This is a genomic window from Shewanella sp. ISS20 (assembly GCF_056522965.1).
The window spans coordinates 3,795,802-3,820,132 of record NZ_JAWRZK010000001.1; the positions used below are offsets into that span (position 1 = coordinate 3,795,802).

The 24,331-nt window shown below is 45.9% G+C and carries 25 protein-coding genes; 22 read left to right on the forward strand and 3 right to left on the reverse strand.

The features are described from left to right. Positions 1-10: 10 nt before the first annotated feature. Complete coding sequence (gene nadB, locus AC1HDP_RS17335; RefSeq protein WP_479639713.1) at positions 11-1,624, reverse strand: L-aspartate oxidase; 1,614 nt, start codon at positions 1,622-1,624, stop codon at positions 11-13. A gap of 295 nt (positions 1,625-1,919) precedes the next feature. On the opposite strand from nadB, the gene rpoE reads away from it, so the two are divergent. From rpoE to AC1HDP_RS17395, 12 genes are all read left to right on the forward strand, one after another. Then, positions 1,920-2,498 carry an RNA polymerase sigma factor RpoE gene (rpoE, locus tag AC1HDP_RS17340; RefSeq protein ID WP_140931514.1) on the forward strand — a complete coding sequence of 193 codons (579 nt, stop codon included), beginning with the start codon at positions 1,920-1,922 and terminating at the stop codon, positions 2,496-2,498. Between the two features lie 24 nt (positions 2,499-2,522). Beyond that, positions 2,523-3,167 (forward strand): sigma-E factor negative regulatory protein, encoded by a 645-nt coding sequence (locus AC1HDP_RS17345; RefSeq protein WP_479639714.1) that lies wholly within the window; start codon positions 2,523-2,525, stop codon positions 3,165-3,167. 98 nt (positions 3,168-3,265) lie between these two features. Beyond that, a complete protein-coding gene (locus AC1HDP_RS17350; protein WP_479639715.1) occupies positions 3,266-4,336 on the forward strand; it encodes a MucB/RseB C-terminal domain-containing protein in 1,071 nt (356 codons plus the stop codon). A 5-nt stretch (positions 4,337-4,341) separates the two neighbouring features. Next, on the forward strand, positions 4,342-4,809 hold the full coding sequence (locus tag AC1HDP_RS17355) for a SoxR reducing system RseC family protein (RefSeq protein WP_479639716.1): 468 nt from the start codon (positions 4,342-4,344) through the stop codon (positions 4,807-4,809). 103 nt (positions 4,810-4,912) lie between these two features. After that, on the forward strand, positions 4,913-6,703 hold the full coding sequence (lepA, locus tag AC1HDP_RS17360) for a translation elongation factor 4 (protein WP_479639717.1): 1,791 nt from the start codon (positions 4,913-4,915) through the stop codon (positions 6,701-6,703). 156 nt (positions 6,704-6,859) lie between these two features. After that, positions 6,860-7,780 carry a signal peptidase I gene (gene lepB, locus AC1HDP_RS17365; RefSeq protein ID WP_479639718.1) on the forward strand — a complete coding sequence of 307 codons (921 nt, stop codon included), beginning with the start codon at positions 6,860-6,862 and terminating at the stop codon, positions 7,778-7,780. Continuing rightward, the gene (rnc, locus tag AC1HDP_RS17370; RefSeq protein ID WP_479639719.1) at positions 7,780-8,463 is read left to right on the forward strand and encodes a ribonuclease III; all 684 of its coding nucleotides are present in this window, start codon (positions 7,780-7,782) and stop codon (positions 8,461-8,463) included. Before lepB ends, rnc begins: the two co-directional genes overlap by 1 nt. Beyond that, entirely contained in the window at positions 8,460-9,482 is a 1,023-nt protein-coding gene (gene era, locus AC1HDP_RS17375; RefSeq protein WP_479639720.1) for a GTPase Era, read from the forward strand. The genes rnc and era overlap by 4 nt, the downstream gene beginning before the upstream one ends. 8 nt (positions 9,483-9,490) lie before the next feature. Continuing rightward, positions 9,491-10,195, forward strand: a complete 705-nt coding sequence (recO, locus tag AC1HDP_RS17380) for a DNA repair protein RecO (RefSeq protein ID WP_479639721.1) — start codon at positions 9,491-9,493, stop codon at positions 10,193-10,195. Positions 10,196-10,197: 2 nt separating this feature from the next. Next, positions 10,198-10,935, forward strand: a complete 738-nt coding sequence (gene pdxJ, locus AC1HDP_RS17385) for a pyridoxine 5'-phosphate synthase (protein ID WP_479639722.1) — start codon at positions 10,198-10,200, stop codon at positions 10,933-10,935. A gap of 11 nt (positions 10,936-10,946) precedes the next feature. Next, the gene (gene acpS, locus AC1HDP_RS17390; RefSeq protein WP_479639723.1) at positions 10,947-11,327 is read left to right on the forward strand and encodes a holo-ACP synthase; all 381 of its coding nucleotides are present in this window, start codon (positions 10,947-10,949) and stop codon (positions 11,325-11,327) included. Between the two features lie 264 nt (positions 11,328-11,591). Next, the gene (locus tag AC1HDP_RS17395; RefSeq protein ID WP_479639724.1) at positions 11,592-12,125 is read left to right on the forward strand and encodes an Mpo1 family 2-hydroxy fatty acid dioxygenase; all 534 of its coding nucleotides are present in this window, start codon (positions 11,592-11,594) and stop codon (positions 12,123-12,125) included. An 88-nt stretch (positions 12,126-12,213) separates the two neighbouring features. On the opposite strand, the gene AC1HDP_RS17400 is transcribed toward AC1HDP_RS17395, so the two are convergent. Both AC1HDP_RS17400 and AC1HDP_RS17405 read right to left on the reverse strand, forming a co-directional pair. Beyond that, a complete protein-coding gene (locus AC1HDP_RS17400; RefSeq protein ID WP_479639725.1) occupies positions 12,214-13,482 on the reverse strand; it encodes an HlyC/CorC family transporter in 1,269 nt (422 codons plus the stop codon). 80 nt (positions 13,483-13,562) lie between these two features. After that, positions 13,563-14,351 (reverse strand): cytochrome C assembly family protein, encoded by a 789-nt coding sequence (locus AC1HDP_RS17405; RefSeq protein WP_479639726.1) that lies wholly within the window; start codon positions 14,349-14,351, stop codon positions 13,563-13,565. A gap of 267 nt (positions 14,352-14,618) precedes the next feature. Here AC1HDP_RS17405 and ffh point away from each other — a divergent pair, with 267 nt between their 5' ends. The 10 genes from ffh (at position 14,619) to AC1HDP_RS17455 (ending at position 24,237) form a co-directional block, all read left to right on the forward strand. After that, positions 14,619-15,992, forward strand: a complete 1,374-nt coding sequence (gene ffh, locus AC1HDP_RS17410; RefSeq protein ID WP_479639727.1) for a signal recognition particle protein — start codon at positions 14,619-14,621, stop codon at positions 15,990-15,992. 233 nt (positions 15,993-16,225) lie between these two features. Further along, positions 16,226-16,477, forward strand: a complete 252-nt coding sequence (gene rpsP, locus AC1HDP_RS17415; protein WP_140931542.1) for a 30S ribosomal protein S16 — start codon at positions 16,226-16,228, stop codon at positions 16,475-16,477. A 21-nt stretch (positions 16,478-16,498) separates the two neighbouring features. After that, positions 16,499-17,029: a ribosome maturation factor RimM gene (gene rimM / locus AC1HDP_RS17420; protein WP_479639728.1), complete on the forward strand. Its 531-nt coding sequence runs from the start codon at positions 16,499-16,501 to the stop codon at positions 17,027-17,029. Positions 17,030-17,043: 14 nt separating this feature from the next. Next, positions 17,044-17,784: a tRNA (guanosine(37)-N1)-methyltransferase TrmD gene (gene trmD / locus AC1HDP_RS17425; protein ID WP_140931546.1), complete on the forward strand. Its 741-nt coding sequence runs from the start codon at positions 17,044-17,046 to the stop codon at positions 17,782-17,784. Between the two features lie 37 nt (positions 17,785-17,821). Beyond that, on the forward strand, positions 17,822-18,175 hold the full coding sequence (gene rplS, locus AC1HDP_RS17430) for a 50S ribosomal protein L19 (RefSeq protein WP_140931548.1): 354 nt from the start codon (positions 17,822-17,824) through the stop codon (positions 18,173-18,175). 163 nt (positions 18,176-18,338) lie between these two features. After that, on the forward strand, positions 18,339-19,412 hold the full coding sequence (locus AC1HDP_RS17435) for a 3-deoxy-7-phosphoheptulonate synthase (RefSeq protein WP_479639729.1): 1,074 nt from the start codon (positions 18,339-18,341) through the stop codon (positions 19,410-19,412). Beyond that, positions 19,412-20,554, forward strand: a complete 1,143-nt coding sequence (gene tyrA / locus AC1HDP_RS17440) for a bifunctional chorismate mutase/prephenate dehydrogenase (RefSeq protein ID WP_479639730.1) — start codon at positions 19,412-19,414, stop codon at positions 20,552-20,554. The genes AC1HDP_RS17435 and tyrA overlap by 1 nt, the downstream gene beginning before the upstream one ends. 246 nt (positions 20,555-20,800) lie before the next feature. Next, entirely contained in the window at positions 20,801-22,459 is a 1,659-nt protein-coding gene (gene hcp, locus AC1HDP_RS17445; protein ID WP_479639731.1) for a hydroxylamine reductase, read from the forward strand. 85 nt (positions 22,460-22,544) lie between these two features. Then, entirely contained in the window at positions 22,545-23,768 is a 1,224-nt protein-coding gene (locus AC1HDP_RS17450) for an FAD-binding oxidoreductase (protein ID WP_479639732.1), read from the forward strand. Between the two features lie 139 nt (positions 23,769-23,907). Beyond that, positions 23,908-24,237 carry a hypothetical protein gene (locus AC1HDP_RS17455; protein ID WP_479639733.1) on the forward strand — a complete coding sequence of 110 codons (330 nt, stop codon included), beginning with the start codon at positions 23,908-23,910 and terminating at the stop codon, positions 24,235-24,237. Positions 24,238-24,331: the final 94 nt, after the last annotated feature.

The following is a 24,331-nucleotide window of genomic DNA, read 5'->3' on the forward strand; positions in this document are numbered from 1 at the left end:
TAAAGAAGCCTTACACATGCTTGGCAGGCTCTAAAATAGTCGGCTTAGCCACTTTAGCCAGTTCTGGGTAATCTAAGTTGTAATGTAAGCCGCGGCTTTCTTTGCGCTCCATGGCGCAGAGAATAATTAATTCAGCCACTTGTACTAAGTTTCTCAGTTCCAGCAAATTATTGCTGACTCTGAAATTGCTATAGTACTCTTGGATTTCTTGCTGCAATAAATGGCAGCGGCGCAGCGCCCGCTCTAAGCGTTTATTAGAGCGCACAATCCCTACGTAATCCCACATAAATAAGCGCAATTCATGCCAGTTATGGGCAATAACTACTTCTTCATCAGAATTAGTCACTTGGCTTTCATCCCATGGCGGTAACTGGCCTGGGTCGGCCACTTTATGCAGTAAGGATTGAATGTCTTCAGCGGCGGCTCGAGCAAACACTAAGCACTCTAACAGTGAGTTACTGGCAAGACGATTAGCGCCATGAAGGCCAGTGTACGCCACTTCGCCAATAGCGTAGAGACCGCTAAGATCGGTTTGGCCATGTAAATCTGTCATCACGCCGCCGCAAGTGTAATGAGCGGCAGGCACCACAGGAATGGGCTCTTTAGTAATATCCATACCCAGTTCTAGGCAGCGCTGATAGATGGTGGGGAAGTGCTTGATAATAAAATCAGCCGGTTTATGGGTGATATCAAGATATACGCAATCCACACCTAAGCGTTTCATCTCATAGTCTATGGCTCTGGCGACAATATCACGCGGCGCTAATTCGGCGCGAGGGTCTATGTCAGGCATAAAGCGCGTGCCATCAGGACGTTTCAGGTAAGCGCCTTCACCGCGCAGCGCTTCTGTCAGTAAGAAGTTGCGTGCTTCGCTGTGATAAAGACAGGTAGGATGGAATTGATTAAATTCCATGTTGGCTACACGGCAACCTGCGCGCCATGCCATAGCTATGCCATCACCGCTCGCGACATCTGGGTTAGACGTGTATTGATACACTTTAGATGAGCCGCCTGTTGCTAAGGCCACAAATCTGGCCTTAACGGTTTCAACTCGCTCGTTATTGCGGTTCCACACATAAGCACCTAACACGCGATTGCCTGGGCGACCTAACTTGCGACTGGTGATTAAATCAATGGCGTTATATCGCTCGAGCACCTGAATGTTTGGGTGTTCAAGGATGCGTTGTTGTAAGGTTAGTTGGACTTCTTTACCTGTAGCATCGGCGGCATGCAAGATGCGTCTATGGCTATGGCCACCTTCACGGGTTAAGTGGTAGCGAGTTTGCTCATTGAGCACACCTTCTTCCATATCGAAAGCCACGCCGCAATCAATTAACCACTGCATTGCTGAGCGGGCATTGCTAGCGGTATAAGTGACGACTGCTTCATCACACAGACCCGCGCCTGCAACTAAAGTATCGGCAACGTGGGACTCAATGGTATCCTCTTCATCAAAGACTGAAGCAATACCGCCTTGAGCATAATAGGTTGAGCCTTCATTTAGAGGGCCTTTAGAGAGTAAGGTGACACTAGCGTGCTCGGCTAAGTGTAGCGCTAGGGTTAACCCTGCCGCTCCGCTACCTATCACTAGTATGTCTGATTGGTGTTCAATGGCTGGTTTCATGGGTATTATGCGTAGCATTCTCGGTTTGGCTATGGTAAACCAAGATTTAGCTTGTGCCTACCGCTAGCAAGGGTTCAGATAGCAACAGAAGCAACAACAGAAGTTAGTTTGGGCTGAAAAGCAACAGCTCTGTGATGGAGAGCTCATTATTTGTTCGTAAACGAGATGTTTATGACTTAATTTTAATTTTTATTTAAATTTTCAGAACTTTTATCAGGGATGCGAGTCTATTTAAGGGTAAATGATTCGAGCACCTAAGAAATCAGAGATTTAGATTTGGGAGAAGTCAGCTCGAATGGGTGGACAACTAAGTGATCAGCAACTCGTTGAGCTAGTACAAAAGGGCGATAAAAACGCATTTAATCTGCTAGTACAAAAGTATCAAGGAAAAGTGATTAACCTTATTTCTCGATATGTGCGTAACCAAGCAGATGTTGCCGATGTAGCGCAAGAGGCCTTTATTAAAGCCTACAGAGCCTTAGCTAATTTTCGTGGGGAAAGCGCATTTTATACTTGGTTGTATCGAATTGCGGTCAATACTGCTAAAAATTATCTAGCCTCACAAGGTCGAAGAGCCCCTGCCAATGATGTCGATGTTGAAGAAGCCGAATACTTTGATGGCGCTGATGCGCTCAAAGAATTTGATTCACCAGAGCGACTATTGTTATCTGATGAAATTCGCAATGTAGTGTTTGCGACTTTGGAAACCTTGCCCGACGAGTTAAGAATGGCCATATCCTTAAGGGAACTTGATGGCCTAAGTTATGAAGAAATTGCAACAGTGATGGATTGCCCTGTGGGTACCGTACGTTCACGAATATTTCGTGCCCGTGAAACTATAGATAAGCAATTACAGCCCTTGTTGGAAAATTAATGCCAATGCTAAAACAGGTGAACAATGGATAAATCAGGTCAGGAATGGGTATCTGCCGCCGTCGACGGTGAAGTTGATGCGCAGTCTTTTGCTGAATTAGCAAAAGATATCGACTCTCATCAAGAATGGCGAAATTATCACTTGATAGGTGATGCCTTGCGTTCTGAATTGCCAAGTGTCATTAATTTAGACTTATCAGCCGCTATTGCCGATGCTATCGATAAAGAGCCAACTGTGTTTGCGCCTGCTATAAGCGCGCAAGCCTCTAGCGTCACTGCATTTGGCGACAAGGTCGTGAGTGAGCCAGCAAGCAATGAGGTGGCAGCCAGCACAGAAACTAAGACCACTAAAGCTAAGGTGCTACCATTTTTACGACCTTTGGGTCAGTATGCCATTGCAGCCAGTGTCGCCTTATTCGCTGTTATTGGTGTTCAGCAAATGTCACAAGTGTCAGATGCTGAGTTAGCGCCTTTACCTGTGCTCAATACCCGTCCTTTGATTGGTAACGCCGCGCCAGTAAGTTTTCAGGCCAGCCCAGTGCAGCAAGAATACAGTAATGAGCAAGTCACTGAGCAGCGTCGCCGCATTAATCATTATCTGCAAGATCATATGCTGCAGCAGAAATTAAATAATGGTGATGCCTTGCCACAGGCGCTACCGCAGCAGTAATTAACTGTGTTGCGAATCAATTGATGGTTGGAAAGCTGCAGCTTGTAAGTTAATCTTCAAGCTGCATTTTTATGTTTACTGGAAGCTTGATTGTCCTCATGAATTCTATGTCAAATCGCTCACTCTGTTGCGCTATTATTCTTTGTCTGTGGGCCTTGGTGCCGCAGGTTGCGCTCAGCGCTCAAGCTGAAAATACTGGGGCGCAACCTACTGTGCCTCAATCGGCAAATACTCAAGCCGCTAAAGCGCAGTTGTTAGATGCTGAGCCGATTGCACAACCTGCCACCGAATTACCGCAAGATGCCAAATCTTGGTTAGTGAACATGAGTAAAGCTCTGCGCACCGCTCAATATAAAGTGTCTGCTATTCATTTACAGGCTGACCATATTCGCCCGTTTGTGTATCTGCACGGCATAGTTAATGGCGAGCCAGTGGAGTTTTTAGAGTACCTTAATGGCCCGCCTAAAAATGCGGTGCGTGTTAGCCGCACTGTTACTTATATCGAGCATGAGCAACCAGCGTACAGCGTTGAGGCCGGTAGAATTGAAGGCAGTTGGCCTGCGGCATTTTCTGGTGATATAGAACAATTAGCAAAGGGGTATGAATTTGTATTAGGTGGGCGCAGCCGCATTGCCGGACGCCCAGGTCAGATGGTTCGCATTATCCCTAAAGATGATCTTAGATATAATCATCAGGTGTGGATAGATATGGAGAGCTTTTTACCCCTGCGTTATGACTTGCTCTCTGATGATCGCGAGCTTATTGAGCAGATGTTAGCCATTGAGTTATTAGAATTACCAGCGCCAGCCCCCTTACTAGAAGAAGCGTATCGCACTGAATGGCCTCCGGTTACTAGCCCACCTGAGCGTGCAGAAGGCCAAAACTGGTTGTTTAATGGCTTACCACAAGGCTTTAAAGTGGTCGCTAAAGATCATCACAGATTGCTGGGTAGTCAGCAGACAGTTGAATATATAGCGCTGTCGGATGGATTAGTGGATATTTCTGTCTATGTGTCACGGGTGGGTGAGACTCCTATGCCGGAAGAGTTAGTCACTCGCAATGGGTTATCCTTAGTGACTGAAATCGTGGGCAATGCCGAGGTAGTTGTTATTGGTAAAGCGCCGGCAGCAACGTTAAGTCACATTGCCCACAGTTTGCATTTGGAATAAGCGCCATGATGGAACAATTTGCTAAGGTCATTGATTGCCGCGACCCATATATGCCGCTTATCGAAGTGACCTTAAGCAGTGCCTGCAATCATTGCGATACTGGTGAGTCTTGCGGCACTCAAGCCGTTTCAAAAGCCTTTTCACCTAAGGTGCAACGCTTTTTTATTCACAGCCCCTATGCATGTCACTTAGGTGATGTGCTTAAAATCGGGGTGACTGAATCGGTATTGTTAAAGGCGGCTGCATTAGTGTATATGCTGCCGTTAGTGGGCTTATTTAGTGGCGCGCTTGTTGGTCAGTGGTTATCAGAATTAACCGATTTTTCCGGCCAAAGCGGCGTAATCATTAGCTCGATACTCGGGGCTATTGCCACTTGGCGACTCGCTAAATGGTGGTCAGTAAAGCTTGAAGCTAAGGCTGAACCGCAAGTCATGGCTAATTTAGGCCAGCCATTAGTCATGTCCCACGGTTAGCCTTGGCTCACTAACCCTAATGAATCTGATTGGTATTGCGGGCTCATTAGGGTACAATTTCGTACCTTACGTTTTCCCTTTTAAGCTTAGTCACTGCAGCATAATGAAACATATTAGAAACTTTTCGATTATTGCCCATATCGATCATGGCAAATCAACCTTGTCTGACCGTTTAATTCAGGTCTGTGGCGGTCTCACTAACCGTGAAATGGCTGAGCAAGTTCTTGACTCAATGGACATTGAGCGCGAACGCGGGATCACCATCAAGGCGCAGAGTGTTACCTTAGATTACGTCGCTAAAGACGGTGAAACTTATCAACTGAATTTTATTGATACTCCTGGCCACGTTGACTTCTCGTATGAAGTATCACGTTCTTTAGCCGCGTGTGAAGGCGCATTGTTAGTGGTTGATGCCGGTCAAGGCGTTGAAGCACAAACTTTGGCGAACTGTTACACAGCGCTAGAAATGAACTTAGATGTGGTTCCAGTTCTCAATAAAATCGACTTACCTCAGGCTGAACCTGAGCGTGTAGCTATTGAGATTGAAGACATAGTTGGCATTGAAGCCCAAGATGCTGTGCGTTGTTCTGCCAAGACAGGTCTGGGTGTTGAAGATGTCTTAGAAACTATCGTTGCTAAAATTCCACCGCCACAGGGCGATCCTGACGCGCCATTACAAGCGCTGATCATTGACTCTTGGTTTGATGCTTACTTAGGTGTTGTTTCTTTAGTACGTGTGAAGCATGGCCAATTACGCAAAGGCGATAAGTTCAAAGTCATGTCGACTGGCCAAACTTATAATGCTGACCGCGTAGGTATCTTCACTCCTAAGAAGAAAGACACCATGATGTTAGGTACTGGTGAAGTTGGTTATGTCATTGCTGGTATAAAAGAAATTCACGGCGCGCCAGTAGGTGATACTTTAACTTTAGCTAAGCATGGTGCTGAAAAGCCATTGCCTGGTTTTAAGCGAGTTAAGCCACAGGTTTATGCGGGTGTGTTCCCAATTTCTACCGATGATTATGAAAGCTTCCGTGATGCCTTGAATAAGCTCAGCTTAAACGATGCGTCATTACAGTTTGAGCCAGAAACTTCATCAGCATTAGGTTTTGGTTTCCGGATCGGTTACTTAGGTCTGCTGCACATGGAGATCATTCAAGAGCGTTTAGAACGTGAATATGATCTTGATTTGATTACCACAGCGCCAACAGTAGAGTACGAAGTTGAGCTGACCAATGGTGAAATCGTCTATGTCGATAACCCATCGGATCTGCCAGCGCTTAACAATATCGCTGAGATGCGTGAGCCGATTGTACAAGCCAACATTTTGGTGCCAAAAGAATACTTAGGTAACGTAATTACCTTATGTATTGAGAAGCGCGGCGTACAAACCAACATGGTGTATCACGGTAATCAAGTCGCTCTGACTTATGATATCCCTGCGGCTGAAGTGGTCATGGATTTCTTTGACCGCCTGAAATCAACCAGTCGCGGTTACGCGTCACTGGAATATAACTTCATTCGTTTTGAACCGGCCGATATGGTGCGTTTAGACGTACTTATCAACGGCGATCGCGTTGATGCGTTAGCTATGATTATTCATCGCTCGAACATTCGTCATCGTGGTCTGGCATTAGTTGAGAAAATGAAAGAACTCATTCCAAGACAGATGTTTGATATTGCCATTCAAGCGGCTGTGGGTAGTCAGATTATTGCCCGCACAACAGTAAAAGCACTGCGTAAAGACGTAACCGCCAAGTGTTATGGTGGCGACGTGTCGCGTAAGAAGAAACTGTTGAACCGTCAGAAAGAAGGTAAAAAGCGGATGAAGCAAATCGGTAACGTGGAAGTACCACAAGAAGCCTTCTTGGCCGTACTGAAACTTAACGAGTAATCATTCGTGACTAGAATCTCAATCATTATTGATTGAGTTATTCATGGTAAGGCGCCGCTATCAGCGGCGCTTTAGTTAGTTTTCCTGTGAACTTTTATAGGTTTAGGCTTACTAACTAAAGCGAGGGCATTACCTAATTTTTTTGCAGGAGTTTACATGGCAGCCTATTTTTCCATTATTTTGGTGATAGCCACTCTGATCACTGGATTGATCTGGTTATATGATTTAGTAATGTTAAAACCTAAGCGTAAGGCGCAATTAGCCTTGGCCTTAGAAGCAAACGCTCAATTAGATGACGACACTCAAGCAGGGATCATGCGTGAATCTGTGTTGGTGGAAAACGCTCACTCAGTCTTCCCTGTTATCGCTTTTGTGATGATTTTGCGTTCATTCATTTATGAACCGTTTCAAATTCCATCAGGTTCTATGATGCCGACCTTATTGGTGGGTGATTTCATTTTGGTGGAAAAGTTTAGCTATGGCCTGCGTGACCCTGTGTGGCGCACTAAGCTCGTTGAAACCGGTGAGCCAGAGCGCGGCGATGTGATGGTATTTAAATACCCAGAAGATACTCGCATTGACTATATCAAGCGCGTAGTGGGTCTGCCGGGTGATACCATCATTTATAACAACAAACAGTTATGGATAAAGCCAGCTTGCAATGGTAGTAATCAGAGCGAATGCGGTGAAGCGCGTTTAGTCGCTCGCAGCGAAGTCAATCGCGGCGAGTTTATTCAAGATGGCGTGCCATTAATTGAATATCAAGAGCAGCTTGGCGCAGTGCAGCATCACATTCTTATCAACCCTATGCGTCCTGATGCCAAAGCCTTCTTTTATGAGCAACCAGGATTACCGCTGGGCGAGTGGATAGTTCCCGCTGGTGAATATTTTGTCATGGGTGACAATCGCGACAACAGCAAAGATAGCCGTTTCTGGGGCTTTGTGCCTGAGGCTAATTTGGTCGGTAAAGCCGTAGCTATTTGGATTAGTTTTGAGTTTGACCGCCAACCGTCGGATTGGTTGCCAACCTGGTTACCTTCTGGTGTACGTTTTAACAGAATTGGTGGAATAGTTTAATGTCCCATGTACCTAAGCATTATTCACGACTATGTCGTACTTTAGGTTATGAATTTAACCAGCAAGCTTTACTCATTCAGTCGCTGACGCACCGTAGTGCCGCAGCTAAACACAATGAACGCTTAGAGTTTTTAGGGGATTCAATCCTCTCTATCGTGATTTCAGATGTGCTGTATCATCAGTTTCCTAAGGCGACTGAAGGCGATTTAAGTCGGATGCGCGCCACCTTAGTGCGCGGTGATACCTTAGCCGTTATAGCGCAAGAATTTAATTTAGGTGAATACTTAAGCCTAGGCCCTGGCGAGTTAAAGAGTGGCGGCCATAGACGCGAATCGATTTTAGCCGATGCGGTAGAAGCCATTATTGGTGCTGTCTACCTAGATTCAGATATTGAAGTCTGCCGTCAGTTAGTCTTAGCTTGGTATGCCTCGCGCCTGCAAGAAATCGAGCCAGGTGTAGGCCAAAAAGATCCTAAAACCTTGCTGCAAGAATACTTACAAGGCTTTAAAAAGCCTTTGCCTGATTATCAGGTAACCTTGGTTGAGGGCGAAGCCCATGACCAAACTTTTACAGTGGAATGTCGCATTAAAGACCTCGCTGAGCCTGTAATAGGTGTTGGCAGTTCACGTCGCAAAGCTGAGCAAATTGCCGCAGCTCAGGTATTGGAGTTATTGAAAAAATGAGTAAAAAAGACTTGCCACAGCTATCCGAGCATGACGCTCTGGAACAGGCGGATAACAGCCCGTCGCTGGATGAATTGTTGGCAAGGATGGATTCTAGCCGCCCAGCTGCCGTGCAGTTAGAGCATAGCTATTGCGGTATGGTTGCCATTATTGGTCGCCCTAATGTAGGCAAATCGACCCTGTTGAACCGTTTATTGGGACAAAAGGTGAGTATTACTTCGCGTAAGCCACAAACCACTCGTCACCGTATTATGGGTATTCATACCGATGGCGCGCATCAGGTAGTGTTTATCGATACCCCAGGTCTGCACATTGAAGAGCGTCGCACCATTAACCGTTTGATGAACCGCGCTGCGGCCAGTTCATTAGCTGATGTGGCTATGGTGATTTTCGTAGTCGATGGTATGACTTGGACCGCTGACGATGAAATGGTGCTAAATAAACTGCGCCGTGGTGGTGAAGAGCGCAAAACAGTGCTGGCGATTAATAAAGTTGACCATATCAAAGATAAAGAAGCCTTGTTTCCTTATCTGGAAGAGCTGGCTGAAAAGTATGACTTTGATGAGATTTTGCCGATTTCGGCTAAAACCGGTACCAACGTCACTCGCATTTTAGAATTAGCACAGCAAAGCTTGCCAGAGGCCGATCATTACTTCCCTGATGATTATGTCACTGACCGTTCACAGCGCTTTATGGCGTCTGAAATTGTGCGCGAAAAGCTGATGCGCTTCTTAGGCGATGAATTGCCTTATGATGCTACGGTTGAAATCGAGCAATTTAAGATGATGGAAAATGGTGTTTATCACATCAACGCCTTGGTCTTAGTTGAGCGTACTGGTCAGAAGCGTATGGTGATTGGTAAAAACGGTGAGCGTATTCGCACCATAGCCACTCAAGCCCGCTTAGACATGGAAACCTTGTTTGATAATAAGGTGTTCTTAGAAGTTTGGGTAAAAGTGAAATCTGGTTGGGCTGACGATGAACGCGCGCTGCGTAGCTTAGGTTACGGCGAAGAATAATAGTCGCCATGCATCGCGGCTATATACTGCACCAAAGACCCTATCGAGAAAATAGTGTGATTTTGCACTTATTGATTGATGGGGTCGGTCGAGTGGATGCCGTGGCACGTTGTGGCCGCGGTAAACGCTCACAAAAGGCTATACTCCAAACCTTTCAGCCGTTACTCATCCAATATCAAGCGAAACATGAATTGGCGACCATTACCGCCATAGAAGCTTACTCTCCAGCCATCCCCCTTAAAGCCAATAGCTTGTTTGCTGGCCTCTATCTTAATGAAATCCTCTATCGCTGCATTAAAGGCCAGACCGGTGACAGCTTATTTGTGCCTTACCATCAATGCTTAATGGCGTTAGCGGCAAGCTTTGACAGCAACACACTGCGCTACTTTGAAATGGCGTTATTGACTGAATTAGGCGGACTTACTGACCTTCATAGTACCTTTGATGGGGTTGACGTGCGTGCTAGCGGGACTTATCAATACCTGCCCGATATCGGCTTACAGTTAGCACAATCCTATTTGAATTATCCCCATTTGAGTGGCAGCATGTTGCTGCGATTAAGTCAGCGTCAGTTGATAGCCGAAGATGGCATCGCGGCGCGCAATTTTATGCGAACCTTAATGCAACCCTTTGTCGGTGACAAGCCACTCAATAGCCGGTTGTTGTTTACCCAAACCCGCAGCGTGCGGGATAGCCAAGTTCAAAAGGAGTGACCATGTCGGGTATTTTATTAGGCGTTAATATTGATCATATAGCCACCATTCGCCAAGCGCGCGGGACGGATTACCCTGATCCTGTACATGCCGCGGCGGTGGCTGAACATGCGGGCGCCGATGGCATCACTATTCATTTGCGTGAAGATAGACGCCATATTATCGATAGGGATGTTTACCTCTTAGCTAAAACCATCAAAACACGCATGAATTTTGAGTGCGCAGTGACTGATGAAATGATCAATATCGCCTGTGACATTAAGCCCACTTATGTGTGTTTAGTGCCAGAAAAACGCCAAGAAGTCACCACCGAAGGCGGTTTAGATGTGGCGGGTCAGCTTGATAAAGTGCGCGCTGGCGTGGCGCGTTTAAGTGAGCAGGGCATTTTAGTGTCGTTATTTATTGATGCTGATAAAGCGCAAATTGATGCGGCCGTTGCGGTTGGCGCGCCAGTCATAGAAATTCATACCGGTTGCTACGCCGAAGCGACTACTGCCGAGCAAGAGGCGATAGAGCTTAAGCGCATTCAAACTATGGCGAAATACGCCTTTGAGAAAGGGCTAGTAGTTAATGCTGGTCATGGCTTGCATTACCACAATGTAAAACCCATCGCCGCAATTAAAGAGCTGTATGAGCTTAATATTGGCCATGCGATTATTGCCCGCGCCGCGATAGATGGCTTAGCGGTGGCGGTTAGGGATATGAAGCAGTTAATGCTACAAGGTCGCCGCGGCGAGTAATAGGTACTTAGATGGCGATTATAGGCTTAGGCTCAGACATAGTTGAAATAGCAAGGTTAGAGCAACAAGTAGAGCGCTTAGGCGAGAAACTGGCGCAGCGAGTGCTTACCGATCAAGAGTTAGTTGTGTATCGAGACTTAAAGCAGCCGGCGCGCTTTTTGGCTAAACGCTTTGCCGCCAAAGAAGCTGCCGCCAAGGCGCTCGGTACTGGCATAGGTCGCGGAGTCTCGTTTCATCATATTCATATTACTAATAATGAATGGGGCGCGCCGTTACTGACCTTAACTGGTGGCGCGCTGGCACGCTTGCAGCAACTCGGTGGTCATCATTGTCATATTACTATTGCTGATGAGCGCCATTACGCGGTAGCAACTGTGGTGCTTGAGTCGTAAATCGTTTTGTTCACTCGACCAATATAAGCCAGCTGATGCTGGCTTTGTTGTTTGTGGGGCTTGGTTGTTAGTGCGGCTTGATTACTGGAGCTATGACCATAGTGAGCTTGCACCACCTGTAAGGTAAATTATTGGTAGGGCTAACACTCGAGATAAGTGATTATCCCGCTAGTCATTATCTTGCTTATGGATTAACTTGTTGCTTAGTTGTGAAGCCTAATTTTCCACTTAGATTTAATGGCTTAATGAATCACTGAGGATAAGATGAAAACCATAGAACAGCAGTTAGCGCGCTATAAGAGTGTGCATTTAGATAGTCGTAATATCAAAACCCACATAATAGGTATTCCCTTGATTATTTGGGCTGTGTTGATTTTGCTCGCCTGCATTCCGCTGCGAGTCACGCTGATGGCTGTTAACGTCAATGTGGCGTCGATATTTGTGTTTCTAGTGCTGATTTATTATGTCTGCCTACAGAGACGTTTAGCCTTAGGCATGTTTATTGCCATTATGCCGCTGCTGGTAAGTGCGAAGTGGTTAAGTGAATTGAGTTACGGACTTGAATCGGCCATTGGCATGTTTGTTATTGGCTGGCTATTCCAAGGCCTTGGCCATAAATTTGAAGGCGCAAAACCTGCGTTTATCGATGATCTCAATCAGTTATTAATCGGGCCAATATTTTTGATGGCAGAACTCTATTTTGCTTTGGGGTGGGAGCCTAAATTATTGGCGGATATTACTCCCAAGGCGCATGCGCTTAGGGCTGAACTTGACGTTAAAAAGCAGGCTAAGGCCTGAACATCTAGCTTCTAGCTTGCAGCGCTTACTCGTGGAAGCGCTGCAGTTTTATGCTTATAAGCTTTTAGAATTGCTAATGTGTAACTGTTTACTGAGTCTTAAACAAATGCGGCATGACTCTAACGGTTTTAATCATATTGCCAGACACTTCAATGATTTCCATTGGATAGCCAAACAAGCGCAGACTAGTATTAGTGCATGGAATATCTTCCAAATACTCAATGATTAAACCGTTAAGGGTTTTAGGGCCATCGATAGGTAAATCCCAGCTTAAATGTTTATTTAAGTCGCGGATATTAATGCCAGCCTCTATCAAATAACTGCCATCAGGCTGCGGATAAATCTCATCTTCTGGGCTTGGCGCCATAGAGGTAGTGAAATCCCCAACAATTTCTTCAAGAAGATCTTCAAGGGTAACTAGCCCTTGAATATCACCGTATTCATCCACCACTAAACCGATACGATTTTTATTCTGTTTAAAATTAATTAGCTGAGTATTGAGCGGCGTGCCTTCTGGGACAAAATAAAGCTCTTTGACAGCTCGCAGTAACGATGCCTTGCTGAACTGATTTTTAGACTGTAAGCGCAGCGCATCGCGCAGATGAATAAAGCCGACCGCATCATCTATGGTATCGCGATACAGCATTACCCGAGTATGCGGGCTTTGTATCATGGCCTTAGTGATTGAGCGAAAGTCATCATTGATATTAATGGCGTAAATTTCAGCGCGCGGCACCATGATATCTTCAACGGTAATATTGCCTAAATCGAGCACCGACAACAGCATTTCTTGATGATTAGCTGGGATCATTGAGCCTGCTTCATACACCACAGTACGCAGCTCTTCCTGACTTAAGGCATGCTCAGATCGGGAGTTATTAATTCTAAGCAGTTTAAGCACTATGCCAGTAAAAATATTAACGAACCAAATCAGGGGCGAGAACAGCCATAACAAGGGGATAAGTAAAAAACTGGCAGGATACGCCACCATTTCAGGATTTCTTGCTGCTATGGTTTTGGGAGTGACTTCGGCAAAAATTAATACCACTAAGGTCAATATGCCGGTGGCTATGGCCACGCCTAAATCGCCCATAAGACGCAGGCCCAGCAAGGTAGCTATGGCGGAAGCACCAATATTAACTAAGTTATTACCAATGAGGATGAGGCCAATTAACTTATCTTGTTTATCCAGTAACCCTTGGGCTCGCATGGCACCTGGGTGACCTTGCTTGGCAAGATGCTTTAATCGATAACGATTAAGGCTGAGCATGGCAGTTTCAGAGCTAGAAAAGTAAGCTGAAATCAGTAACAACAACAGCAGCAGAATAAATAAGGTACTAGTTGGTATGGTGTCCAAAATAGCTCCAGTTAAGGGTAAGCAAGGGTGGAGACATATCCATGAAGCGGGAGGATGATGTTATCCTCCCTTTAATCAGCTTAACGAATGATTAATTCTTTGACAATTCGTGCGCCAAAATAGGCCAGAGTTAATAAGCCTGCGCCAGATAAGGTATAGATGACGGCGGTTTTAATGCGGCAACCCACGCGATAATCCTGCCACAGCATCACGGCATACACAAACCATGCCAGCATAGATAAAATCGCTTTATGACCTTTACCCTCAGCAAACATATCATCTAAGAATACAAAGCCTGTCGCTAAAGATAAACTCAATAAAATCATACCGATAAATACCAGGTGGTACAGCTGTTTTTCAACAGTCAGCAGAGGCGGTAACGCCTTGTTAAGCATAAATTGCTTCTGCTTTAATTTCTGTTGAATGAAATACAGTTGAATGGCATAGAGTGCAGCAATCATTAAGGTGGAATAGGCCATTAACGACAACACGACATGAATAAGCATTTCTGGGTGCAAATCAAAATGGGTAATATATTCAGGAGGTACTAACCATAATAATGCCACTGAGATTACCGAACAGGCATATACCACAGGTACGGCAATCATCACTTTTAGGCGTGACATAGTGATGGTAAAAGACAAGGCAATGATCCAATTAACCAAAGAGATTACATTGGTTAAACTAAAGTTTTGTCCTTCTGCGGTAAATATTGCCTGATACAGAGCGGCGCCATGAAATAGTACCGCTACCGCAGCAATCGCGGTCACTAACGAGCGGCGAGGGCCATCGGCATGAAATAACCTACTGGTCACCAACATTAAGGCGATACAGTAGAAAAGCATGGCAGTAGCAGAATAAAAAACCATGGCATTAAACCTGTTGTTAATTGTGAGTGCAAAAAAGATGGTGTAAATCGGGCAGTTACTACACCCAATATAATTAGAATACCATGACAGCGATTCAAATGGGCAGTGATACAGGTGGCAAAAAGTGGCAGTAGTTGATGAAAATCCAGCTTTTATCGGCGAATCGCAATTTGCAGCCACCAAGAGTATGGAAGTCGGTAGCATAATACGCCGACCTCGTTATAATACAGGCCAACTAGATGGCGCAATATAGGTAATGACTGGACGATGTTTGAGAATCTCACTGACAGATTGTCACGCACGCTTAAAAATATCAGCGGGCGTGGTCGCTTAACCGAAGACAACATCAAAGAAACGCTACGCGAAGTGCGTATGGCTTTACTTGAAGCTGACGTGGCTCTGCCTGTGGTGCGGGAATTCGTCAATAGCGTAAAAGAACGCGCTGTCGGCCAAGAGGTCAGCAAGAGTCTGAGCCCTGGCCAAGTCTTCATTAAAATAGTTCAGAGTGAATTGGAAAAAGCCATGGGCGAATCCAATGAAGCTCTGGATTTAGCTGCCCAGCCGCCTGCTGTGATCATGATGGCGGGTTTACAAGGCGCGGGTAAAACCACCAGTGTGGCTAAACTGGCTAAGTTTTTACGCACTCGACATAAAAAGTCGGTATTAGTCGTCAGTGCTGACGTCTATCGTCCAGCAGCGATTAAGCAGTTAGAAACCTTAGCAAGCGAAGTGGAAGTTGAATTCTTCCCATCGGATGTGAGTCAAAAGCCAGTCGCGATTGCTAAAGCGGCCATTGCTCACGCTAAGCTTAAGTTTATTGATGTGGTGATAGTCGATACCGCAGGCCGCTTACACGTTGATGAAGCCATGATGGATGAGATTAAGCAGTTACATGCTGAAATCAATCCAATCGAAACCTTGTTCGTGGTTGACGCCATGACAGGTCAAGATGCGGCTAACACGGCCAAAGCCTTCAATGAAGCGCTGCCGTTAACAGGTGTGGTACTGACTAAAGTCGATGGTGATGCTCGCGGCGGCGCGGCGTTATCTATTCGTCATATCACAGGTAAGCCGATTAAGTTCTTAGGTGTTGGTGAAAAAACCGATGCACTGGAGCCTTTCCATCCTGATCGTATCGCTTCTCGTATTCTTGGCATGGGTGACGTACTGTCACTGATTGAACAAGTCGAGCGCGGTGTTGATAAAGAAAAAGCACTGCAACTTGCCACTAAAGTTAAAAAAGGGGGCAAGTTCGATTTAGCAGATTTCCGTGACCAGCTTCAGCAAATGAAGAACATGGGCGGCATGATGGGTATGCTAGAAAAGCTGCCAGGTGTCGGCCAATTGCCACCAGAAGCCTTAGAGCAAGTGCAAAATGGCAAGATGACAGGTCAAATGGAAGCCATCATTAATTCGATGACAGCGGCTGAACGTAGCAATCCTGATATCATTAAAGGATCGCGCAAGCGCCGTATTGCTGCAGGTTCTGGCACACAAATTCAAGACGTCAATCGCATGCTGAAGCAATTTAGCCAAATGCAAAAGATGATGAAAAAGATGTCGGCCAAAGGCGGCATGCAAAAAATGATGCGTGGTATGCAAGGCATGCTTCCTCCAGGAATGAAGTTTCCAGGACGTTGATGTTACTGGCGTAAGCCAAATTTTAAGGGTTCGGAGGTAGGCCAATCTGGCCAAATCCCTAGCCTGACTTAGCCTGTCTTCAAGGCTCTCGAGGCGTAATAATCGGCAGATTTGGTTGCATTCGTTGAAAAGTCAGGTAAAATCTTCCGGCTTTCTATGCTGGGACTCTTCGCGAACACGGAGTTCCAGTTTTTATTTTTGCTTCAGGCAAATCATTAGAGGATTAAGAACGCATGGTTACCATTCGTTTAGCTCGTGGCGGCGCAAAAAAGCGTCCATTTTATAACATCGTTGTTGCTGATAGCCGCAATGCTCGTGACGGTCGTTTCATTGAGCGTGTAGGTTTCTTCAACCCTATGGCTCGCGGTCAGGAAGAAGCTCTGCGCTTAGACCTGGATCGTGTTGAGCATTGGGTTGCTAATGGCGCTGCGACTACTGATCGTGTTGCCAAACTGATCAAAGACGCTCGTAAAGCAGCTGCTTAATAGCGTTAAGGGTATAGATTGATGAGCAGTAACCAACAACCAATCGTATTGGGCAAAATTGGCGCGTGTTTTGGCGTTAAAGGTTGGATGAAAATCACATCTTATACCGACTCTGTTGAAGGTATTTTTGACTATTCACCCTTATTGCTGATGCAACAAGGTGAATGGCGTGAAGTGAAAGTTGTACAGTGGCGTCTCCAAGGCAAAGCGGTTGTCGCATTGCTGGAAGGGATTAACACTAGGGAAGAAGCGCAAGCACTGACACACAGTGAAATTGCGATTATGCCTGAACAGATGAATTCTCTGCCAGAAAACGAGTTTTACTGGCGTGAACTGATAGGTTGTACTGTAACTAACACTAAAGGCTACAACATGGGAACGGTTGATCAGATCTTGGAAACAGGTTCTAACGACGTTCTGATGGTTAAGGCCAACACCAAAGATGCTTTTGGTAAAGCGGAACGATTGATTCCCTTTGTCACGGAACAGTTCATCCTTGAGGTGGACGTTGCGGCCAAACAGATTACAGTGGATTGGGATCCAGACTTCTAAGTCGAGGTACGCACATGTGGTTAGGGGTAATAACCCTGTTTCCTGAGATGTTTCGTGCCGTAAGCGATTTTGGGGTGACGGGTCGGGCCGTGAAAAATGGCCTGCTGGAACTGCAAACGTGGAATCCTCGCGATTTCACCCATGATAGACACAGTACTGTGGATGACAGGCCTTATGGTGGTGGTCCCGGTATGTTAATGATGGTGCAGCCTCTACGTGATGCTATCCATGCCGCGAAAGCGGAAGCAGGTGAAGGCGTAAAAGTCATTTACCTGTCGCCACAGGGGCGCAAGCTGACTCAGCAAGGCGCGTCTGAACTAGCACAATCAGATAAACTGATCTTAGTGTGTGGTCGATACGAAGGTATTGATGAGCGCATTATTCAGACGGAAATCGATGAAGAGTGGTCTGTGGGTGACTATGTCCTCTCAGGTGGCGAATTGCCAGCCATGACATTGATTGATGCGGTCGCTAGGCTTGTGCCAGGTGTCTTAGGTAAACAAGCGAGTGCTGAGCAGGATTCCTTCTCAGATGGCTTACTTGATTGCCCGCATTATACCCGTCCTGAGTGCTTGGATGGTTTGACTGTACCGGCAGTGTTACTTAGCGGTAACCACGAAGAAATTAGACGCTGGCGTCTCGAGCAAAGTATCGGAAGAACTTTTCTTAGACGACCAGAATTATTTGACAATCTAGCTCTGACTGACGAACAAACCAGACTGCTGGCGCAATTCGTTGAAACAACGAATAAGTAAACAGTCGACGCTCAGTTATATCTAGAACGGAGTTTTTATGAACAACATCATTAAAATGCTCAACGATGAGCAAATGAAGAAAGACGTACCAGATTTCGGCGCTGGTGATACAGTAGTTGTACAGGTACGTGTTAAAGAAGGTGAAAAAGAGCGTCTGCAGGCGTTTGAAGGCGTAGTTATCGCTAAGCGTAATCGCGGTCTGCACTCTGCATTCACCGTACGTAAGATCTCTAATGGCGAAGGCGTTGAGCGTACTTTCCAGACTCACAGCCCAGCAATCGGAAGCATTGAAGTTAAGCGTCGTGGCCGCGTTCGTCGCGCCAAGCTGTACTATCTGCGTGATCGTTCAGGTAAATCTGCACGTATCCGTGAAAAGCTGGCTACTAAGTAATTATTTAGTAGACCAACAAACCGACGTAAAGTGTTCGCACGAAGACCCGCCCTTGAGGCGGGTTTTTGTTTGTGGTGAAAAAGTTTCAGTTGCTCGCGCTATCATTTTCAGGCATCGTAATGCTGTAACATTACGCAATTACAGCTTTGGATTTGGAGGCAGCATGGTTGACACTAAGCTTGACAATATTCACATCAGCAACGAGCAGGTGCTGATCACCCCGAATCAATTAAAACTGCAATTACCGCTGACCGAGAGCCATTTAAGCTTCGTCAGTGCGGCGCGCCAAACTGTGGCCGATATAGTGCATAAGCGCGATCCTCGCCTACTGGTGATCACAGGTCCTTGTTCCATTCATGATTTAACCGCAGCTAAACACTATGCGCGCCAATTAAAAGCGCTGCAGCTTGAATTAAGCGATGAGTTTTTTATCATAATGCGGGTCTATTTTGAAAAGCCAAGAACCACAGTCGGTTGGAAAGGCTTGATTAATGATCCCGATCGCGATGAATCATTCAATGTCGAAAAGGGCTTACGCCAAGCGCGTGAGTTTTTACTGTTTTTAGCTGAGCTGGAGTTACCTGCGGCCACCGAAGCGCTTGATCCTATCAGCCCCCAATATTTATCTGAATTAATTACTTGGTCTGCCATTGGCGCCCGTACCACAGAATCACAAACTCACAGAGAAATGGCTTCAGGCTTGTCTATGCCAGTGGGCTTTAAAAATGGCACGGATGGCAAACTTGATGTCGCTATTAATGCACTGAAATCAGCGGCCAGCAGCCACCGTTTTATGGGCATTAATAGTGATGGCCAAGTAGCTTTATTGCAAACCGCTGGTAACCCTGATGGCCACGTTATTTTGCGTGGTGGCCGCGAGCCCAATTACGATGCCGCCTCGGTTAATGCTGCCGCTAACGCCTTACACGCATCGGGTCAAAGTGCACGCTTAGTGATTGATTGCAGCCATGGCAATTCCAATAAAGACTATCGCCGCCAAGTGCCTGTGTGCCTTGATGTCATGGGGCAAATTGCTGCTGGTAATAACAGGATTATTGGGGTTATGCTCGAAAGTCATCTGCTGGCAGGCTCACAGGATGCAAGCTCGCCATCTTTGCAATATGGCGTATCTATTACTGATGCTTGCATCGATTGGCCGGCAACCGAGCAAGTGTTAAGGCACGCGGCGGTTTTGGTTAAACCGGTATTGGCCACGCGTTTTCAGGGAGAGAATTGATGAATGAAGCGACGAGTGAGGCACTTGAATTATTACGTCAGCAAATAGATGCCGTCGATCAAGAATTGCTGGTGTTAGTCAGGCGCCGCTTGGATTTAGTGGCAAGTGTGGGCCGGGTTAAGCATCAAGCGGGTTTACCTATTTATGCGCCTGAGCGCGAGGCTAAAATGCTGGCTAAACGCCGTCAAGAAGCCAGCGAGATGCATATAGCGCCGCAGTTGATTGAAGATTTATTAAGGCGCTTAATGCGTGAATCTTACCTTAATGAAAAAGACGTAGGGTTTAAGTCGGTCAATCCAAACCTTAGCCGCGTAGTGGTAATTGGCGGCGCGGGTGCCTTGGGGCAAGTGTTTGTGCAAATGCTGCGCCTCTCTGGCTATCATGTTGATATTTTAGATGTAAATGATTGGCATAACGCTGATGCGCTGCTAGATAACGTGGGCTTAGTGCTAGTGAGTGTGCCCATTAGCTATACTTGCGAGCTTATCCGCGAAAAACTGACACGCTTACCAGATAACTGCGTGCTTGCCGATCTCACGTCCATTAAAGCACCGCCTCTTGATGCCATGTTAAAGGCTCATCGCGGCCCAGTCGTTGGGCTGCACCCTATGTTTGGCCCAGATGTCGGCAGTCTCGCTAAGCAAGTGGTGGTAGTGTGCCATGGGCGCGAGCCAGAGCAATATCAATGGTTATTGCAGCAAATGACCATTTGGGGCGCGCGTATTGTAGAAGCCAATGCCACAGAGCACGACAATGCCATGCAATTAGTGCAAGCCATGCGTCACTTTTCAACCTTTGTTTATGGCCTTAATCTGTGTAAACAACAAGCTGATATAAAACAATTATTGCAGTTTAGCTCACCAATTTATCGGCTCGAATTAGCTATGGTGGGGCGTTTATTTGCTCAAAGCCCAGAGCTTTATGCTGATATTATTTTTGCGCAATTGGGTTCTGAAGGTGTGATCGGGGACTATCTAGCTAACTATCGCCAAGCCTTTGAATTACTTAAAAACCGAGACAGAGACACCTTTATTGAATGGTTTAAGCAAGTTGCAACTTGGTTTGGCGATTTAGCGCCGCAATTTCAATTAGAAAGTCGGCAAATGCTGCAGTCAGTTAACGATATTCACTCCAATCCTTAAATTAGCTTAGAAGCTTAACATCAACACAGATGAGCCTAGTTATTACATCTCATCTGTGATTGCTCGCTCCATGCCTTACCTCCGCAATTAACGTCCAGTTAGCTCAATGCGATTAACCTCAAAAAAATCGTAATTATGCGATCTTAATCTTAAACATTTAAATATTATGCATGTTTAATTATGTCCGCGAGCATCCACTCGTTATGCTTATAACATATAAATTAAATACATGTATCGGGTGGCTTTATGTTTTGTATTCAGTGTGAACAAACAATCCGCACTCCAGCGGGCAATGGTTGTAGTTATTCGCAAGGTATGTGCGGCAAATTAGCGGCAACCTCAGATCTGCAAGACGTGCTGATCTATTTATTACAAGGCCTTTCTTACCATGCGTTAAAAGCCAGAGAGTTTGGCATCATAAATCATGATGTCGATACCTTTGTGCCTAAAGCATTTTTTGCGACCTTAACTAACGTCAACTTTGATGATGAGCGCATAGTGGCGTTAGTTGGTGAGGCGCTGAGTTATCGTGAGCAGTTACTGCAAGCCTATAGTGGCCATTGTAGCGCCGAAGACTTAGCCAGCGCGCCGGTATACGCCTCGATGACGTTAGAGGCTGCTAAAGATAGCATTATTGAATTGGCGGCCATGGCCGCGCCTAATCGCGGTAGCACTGAGATTCATGAAGATATTTTAGGGCTGAGACTCTTATGTCTTTATGGTTTGAAAGGCGCCGCCGCTTATATGGAACATGCGCGCGTATTAGATCAAACCAGTATCGATGTGGCTACTGAGTTTCTTCGCTTGATGGATTTTCTGGGTTCTGACAGTGAAGATGCTGGCGCGCTATTTGATGCTGCCATGGCGATAGGTCAGCTTAACTATCAAATCATGGCCATGTTAGATTTAGGCGAAACTAGCTGTTTTGGTCACCCTGAGCCTACTCAAGTCAATACTGTGCCTTTTAAAGGCAAGGCCATTTTAGTGTCAGGTCATGATATGAAAGACCTTGAGCTGATTTTGCAGCAAACCCAGGGCTTAGGCATTAATGTTTATACCCATGGTGAAATGCTGCCAGCCTTAGCTTATCCAGCCTTTAAGCAATATCCGCATCTGGTCGGCAATTACGGCAGTGCTTGGCAACATCAGCAAACCGAATTTGCTAATTTCCCAGGCGCTGTGGTGATGACATCTAACTGCATTATCGATCCCTTTGTTGGTCAATATAACGAGCGTATTTTCACCCGTAGCATAGTTGGCTGGCCTGGGGGTACTCATATTGAAGGTGATGATTTCAGTGCTGTTATCAATAAAGCCTTAGCGCTTGATGGCTTTAAATATGATGAAATTCCTCATTTAATCACCATAGGTTTTGCGCGTAACGCCTTAATGGCGGCGGCGCCTGCTGTGGTTGAAAATGTCAAAAACGGTAGCATCAAGCATTTCTTCTTAGTGGGCGGCTGTGATGGTGATAAGTCTGAGCGCAGTTACTTTACTGAGTTTGCGACAGCAGCACCTAAAGATAGCGTGATTTTGACCTTAGGTTGCGGCAAGTACAAATTCAACAAGTTGGAGTTTGGTGATATTAACGGTATTCCGCGCTTGCTTGATATTGGCCAGTGTAATGATGCTTATTCAGCCATTCAATTAGCTTTAGCGTTAAGTGAGATTTTTGAGTGTGAACTCAATGAGTTACCTCTGAGCCTAGTGTTGTCTTGGTTTGAGCAAAAGGCGATTGTTATCTTACTGACCTTGTTATCCCTTGGCGTTAAGAATATCCGCACTGGCCCAACGGCGCCGGCGTTTTTAAGCACTAATTTATTGCAAGTGCTAGAGCAGCAATTTGGTTTGAAAACCACCACGACAGTGGATGCTGACTTAGCAAGCTTATTAAACCGCGCGTAATTTAAGTAAGGTGAAGTGGCTTAAGTACAGGCTTTGCTCTCAGCTTATGCCACTAGAAGCTTGAGCCACTTCACTGGAGATAGACATGAGTAATCCTTTCGCGGCGGCGTTATCGCAATTACAAGTCAGCGCGCCATCAACCCCTGCCAAGTTAATCCCGCAAGCTTCGCCTGTTAGCGCGTTAGCGTGCAGTTGGCAATCATTGCAACAGCCAGCATGGACAGCCTCAAGCATTGAGCTTGAGTGCATTGATAAGATACAACAGACCATGAATGTCGTGAGTTTGGTGTTTCGGCCTTTGCAGCCGCAGTTATTTATCTTTAAGCCCGGGCAATTTATCACTATCAATGTCGCGATAGCGGGGAAGAATTACCATCGTAGTTATTCCATTTCATCATCACCGTCTGCGCCGCTCACGCTGGAGTTAACCATTAAGAAGGTTGATAACGGTAAGGTGTCAAATTACCTAGTGGATGAGTTTGCCATTGGTGATTGCATTCGTGTAAGTCAGCCTCTTGGGCATTTTAATCTCATTGATCTTAACGCTGATAAGTACCTATTTATCAGTGCTGGCTGCGGTATTACGCCTATGATGTCGATGGCGACGTTTTTAAGTGACAGCCAAGTCAGTGCTGATGTGGCCTTTGTGCACTGCGCGCAGGCACCAGATGATATTATCTTTAACGACAGATTACGCCACTGGCTAAGTCCTAAATCGCACGCGGGATTAAATAGTCAGCGCAATGATGACCAACGTAGTCTTAGCTTTGTGCTTGAACATGGGCTTGAATCTGTTAGCGAGCAAGGGATGCGCGACGATGATGGCATACATTGGGGCTATGGCCGTATTAGCCTTAAGCATTTACAAGTGGCTGTGAGTGATTATCGCGATCGCAGCATCTTGGTATGTGGCCCAGCAGGCTTTATGCAAGCGCTGCAAAGCATGCTGCATGACGTTGGCTTTGATATGGCGCGTTTTCATCAAGAAAGCTTTATGCCAGCAACAGAATCAGCGCCAACACCGGCTGCTGATGGTATTAATCACAACTCAGTTGTAACGCTAATGAGTCATGATGCCAGTGTGCAGTTACATCAAGGTGACTTACTGCTTGATGGCATAGAATCTTTAGGCTTACCTATTATTGCCGCTTGTCGCAGCGGTGTTTGCGGCTCATGCAAGTGCAAAGTGATTGCCGGGGAAGTCTCTCAAAGTTCGACTGCGCCCTTAAGTGCGGCTGAAATCAACGATGATGTAGTGCTTGCCTGCTCAAGCCGATTACTGACAGATGTGACTATTGCCTTAGTCTAATGGCAAGCTTAACTGTGATTTAAGTTATAGATTTAACTGCTGACAGGATATTGCGCTTTTAACTTCTAGAACGTATTGTTTAAGGGAGCAATGACGCTGATCCCGCGCCAAGGGATTGATTCCAAACAAGAGAGGCACTATGTCATTAACCACCACTGAAAATGTTTTGTATGAAGATGTCAGTCTTGGTCATGTGTTGTATGGTTTGCAATCAGCTTTTGCGTTATTCCTAGTGCCTGTACTTGTGGGTTTAGTGATTAATCTTGCCCAGCGCACTCCGGGGGCATTACTTAATTCACATCTAAAATATCAACGACATAGCACCCTAGGTTTAATCGGTTTAATGACCTTAGGCTATTTGATGGCCGACGGTTGGATGAGTGTGCTCTTGTATGCCACCGCACTTACTTGGTTTTGCCACCGCATTATTCGTGGTTGGTTGAGCTTGTTAGATGGTCAGGCGATTTAGTTCAATCGCTAATGTTTTACCCCTCAGCTAATTCATCAATTAGCTAACTCATAAATAAGCCACATTATAAAAAAGCGCCCAGTGTAGTGATTGC

What these genes read in the sequence shown, in the direction of transcription:
- nadB (WP_479639713.1), bottom strand. Translation starts at nt 1,624, where the DNA reads ATGAAACCAGCCATTGAACACCAATCAGACATACTAGTGATAGGTAGC.
- rpoE (WP_140931514.1), top strand. Translation starts at nt 1,920, where the DNA reads ATGGGTGGACAACTAAGTGATCAGCAACTCGTTGAGCTAGTACAAAAG.
- AC1HDP_RS17345 (WP_479639714.1), top strand. Translation starts at nt 2,523, where the DNA reads ATGGATAAATCAGGTCAGGAATGGGTATCTGCCGCCGTCGACGGTGAA.
- AC1HDP_RS17350 (WP_479639715.1), top strand. Translation starts at nt 3,266, where the DNA reads ATGAATTCTATGTCAAATCGCTCACTCTGTTGCGCTATTATTCTTTGT.
- AC1HDP_RS17355 (WP_479639716.1), top strand. Translation starts at nt 4,342, where the DNA reads ATGATGGAACAATTTGCTAAGGTCATTGATTGCCGCGACCCATATATG.
- lepA (WP_479639717.1), top strand. Translation starts at nt 4,913, where the DNA reads ATGAAACATATTAGAAACTTTTCGATTATTGCCCATATCGATCATGGC.
- lepB (WP_479639718.1), top strand. Translation starts at nt 6,860, where the DNA reads ATGGCAGCCTATTTTTCCATTATTTTGGTGATAGCCACTCTGATCACT.
- rnc (WP_479639719.1), top strand. Translation starts at nt 7,780, where the DNA reads ATGTCCCATGTACCTAAGCATTATTCACGACTATGTCGTACTTTAGGT.
- era (WP_479639720.1), top strand. Translation starts at nt 8,460, where the DNA reads ATGAGTAAAAAAGACTTGCCACAGCTATCCGAGCATGACGCTCTGGAA.
- recO (WP_479639721.1), top strand. Translation starts at nt 9,491, where the DNA reads ATGCATCGCGGCTATATACTGCACCAAAGACCCTATCGAGAAAATAGT.
- pdxJ (WP_479639722.1), top strand. Translation starts at nt 10,198, where the DNA reads ATGTCGGGTATTTTATTAGGCGTTAATATTGATCATATAGCCACCATT.
- acpS (WP_479639723.1), top strand. Translation starts at nt 10,947, where the DNA reads ATGGCGATTATAGGCTTAGGCTCAGACATAGTTGAAATAGCAAGGTTA.
- AC1HDP_RS17395 (WP_479639724.1), top strand. Translation starts at nt 11,592, where the DNA reads ATGAAAACCATAGAACAGCAGTTAGCGCGCTATAAGAGTGTGCATTTA.
- AC1HDP_RS17405 (WP_479639726.1), bottom strand. Translation starts at nt 14,351, where the DNA reads ATGGTTTTTTATTCTGCTACTGCCATGCTTTTCTACTGTATCGCCTTA.
- ffh (WP_479639727.1), top strand. Translation starts at nt 14,619, where the DNA reads ATGTTTGAGAATCTCACTGACAGATTGTCACGCACGCTTAAAAATATC.
- rpsP (WP_140931542.1), top strand. Translation starts at nt 16,226, where the DNA reads ATGGTTACCATTCGTTTAGCTCGTGGCGGCGCAAAAAAGCGTCCATTT.
- rimM (WP_479639728.1), top strand. Translation starts at nt 16,499, where the DNA reads ATGAGCAGTAACCAACAACCAATCGTATTGGGCAAAATTGGCGCGTGT.
- trmD (WP_140931546.1), top strand. Translation starts at nt 17,044, where the DNA reads ATGTGGTTAGGGGTAATAACCCTGTTTCCTGAGATGTTTCGTGCCGTA.
- rplS (WP_140931548.1), top strand. Translation starts at nt 17,822, where the DNA reads ATGAACAACATCATTAAAATGCTCAACGATGAGCAAATGAAGAAAGAC.
- AC1HDP_RS17435 (WP_479639729.1), top strand. Translation starts at nt 18,339, where the DNA reads ATGGTTGACACTAAGCTTGACAATATTCACATCAGCAACGAGCAGGTG.
- tyrA (WP_479639730.1), top strand. Translation starts at nt 19,412, where the DNA reads ATGAATGAAGCGACGAGTGAGGCACTTGAATTATTACGTCAGCAAATA.
- hcp (WP_479639731.1), top strand. Translation starts at nt 20,801, where the DNA reads ATGTTTTGTATTCAGTGTGAACAAACAATCCGCACTCCAGCGGGCAAT.
- AC1HDP_RS17450 (WP_479639732.1), top strand. Translation starts at nt 22,545, where the DNA reads ATGAGTAATCCTTTCGCGGCGGCGTTATCGCAATTACAAGTCAGCGCG.
- AC1HDP_RS17455 (WP_479639733.1), top strand. Translation starts at nt 23,908, where the DNA reads ATGTCATTAACCACCACTGAAAATGTTTTGTATGAAGATGTCAGTCTT.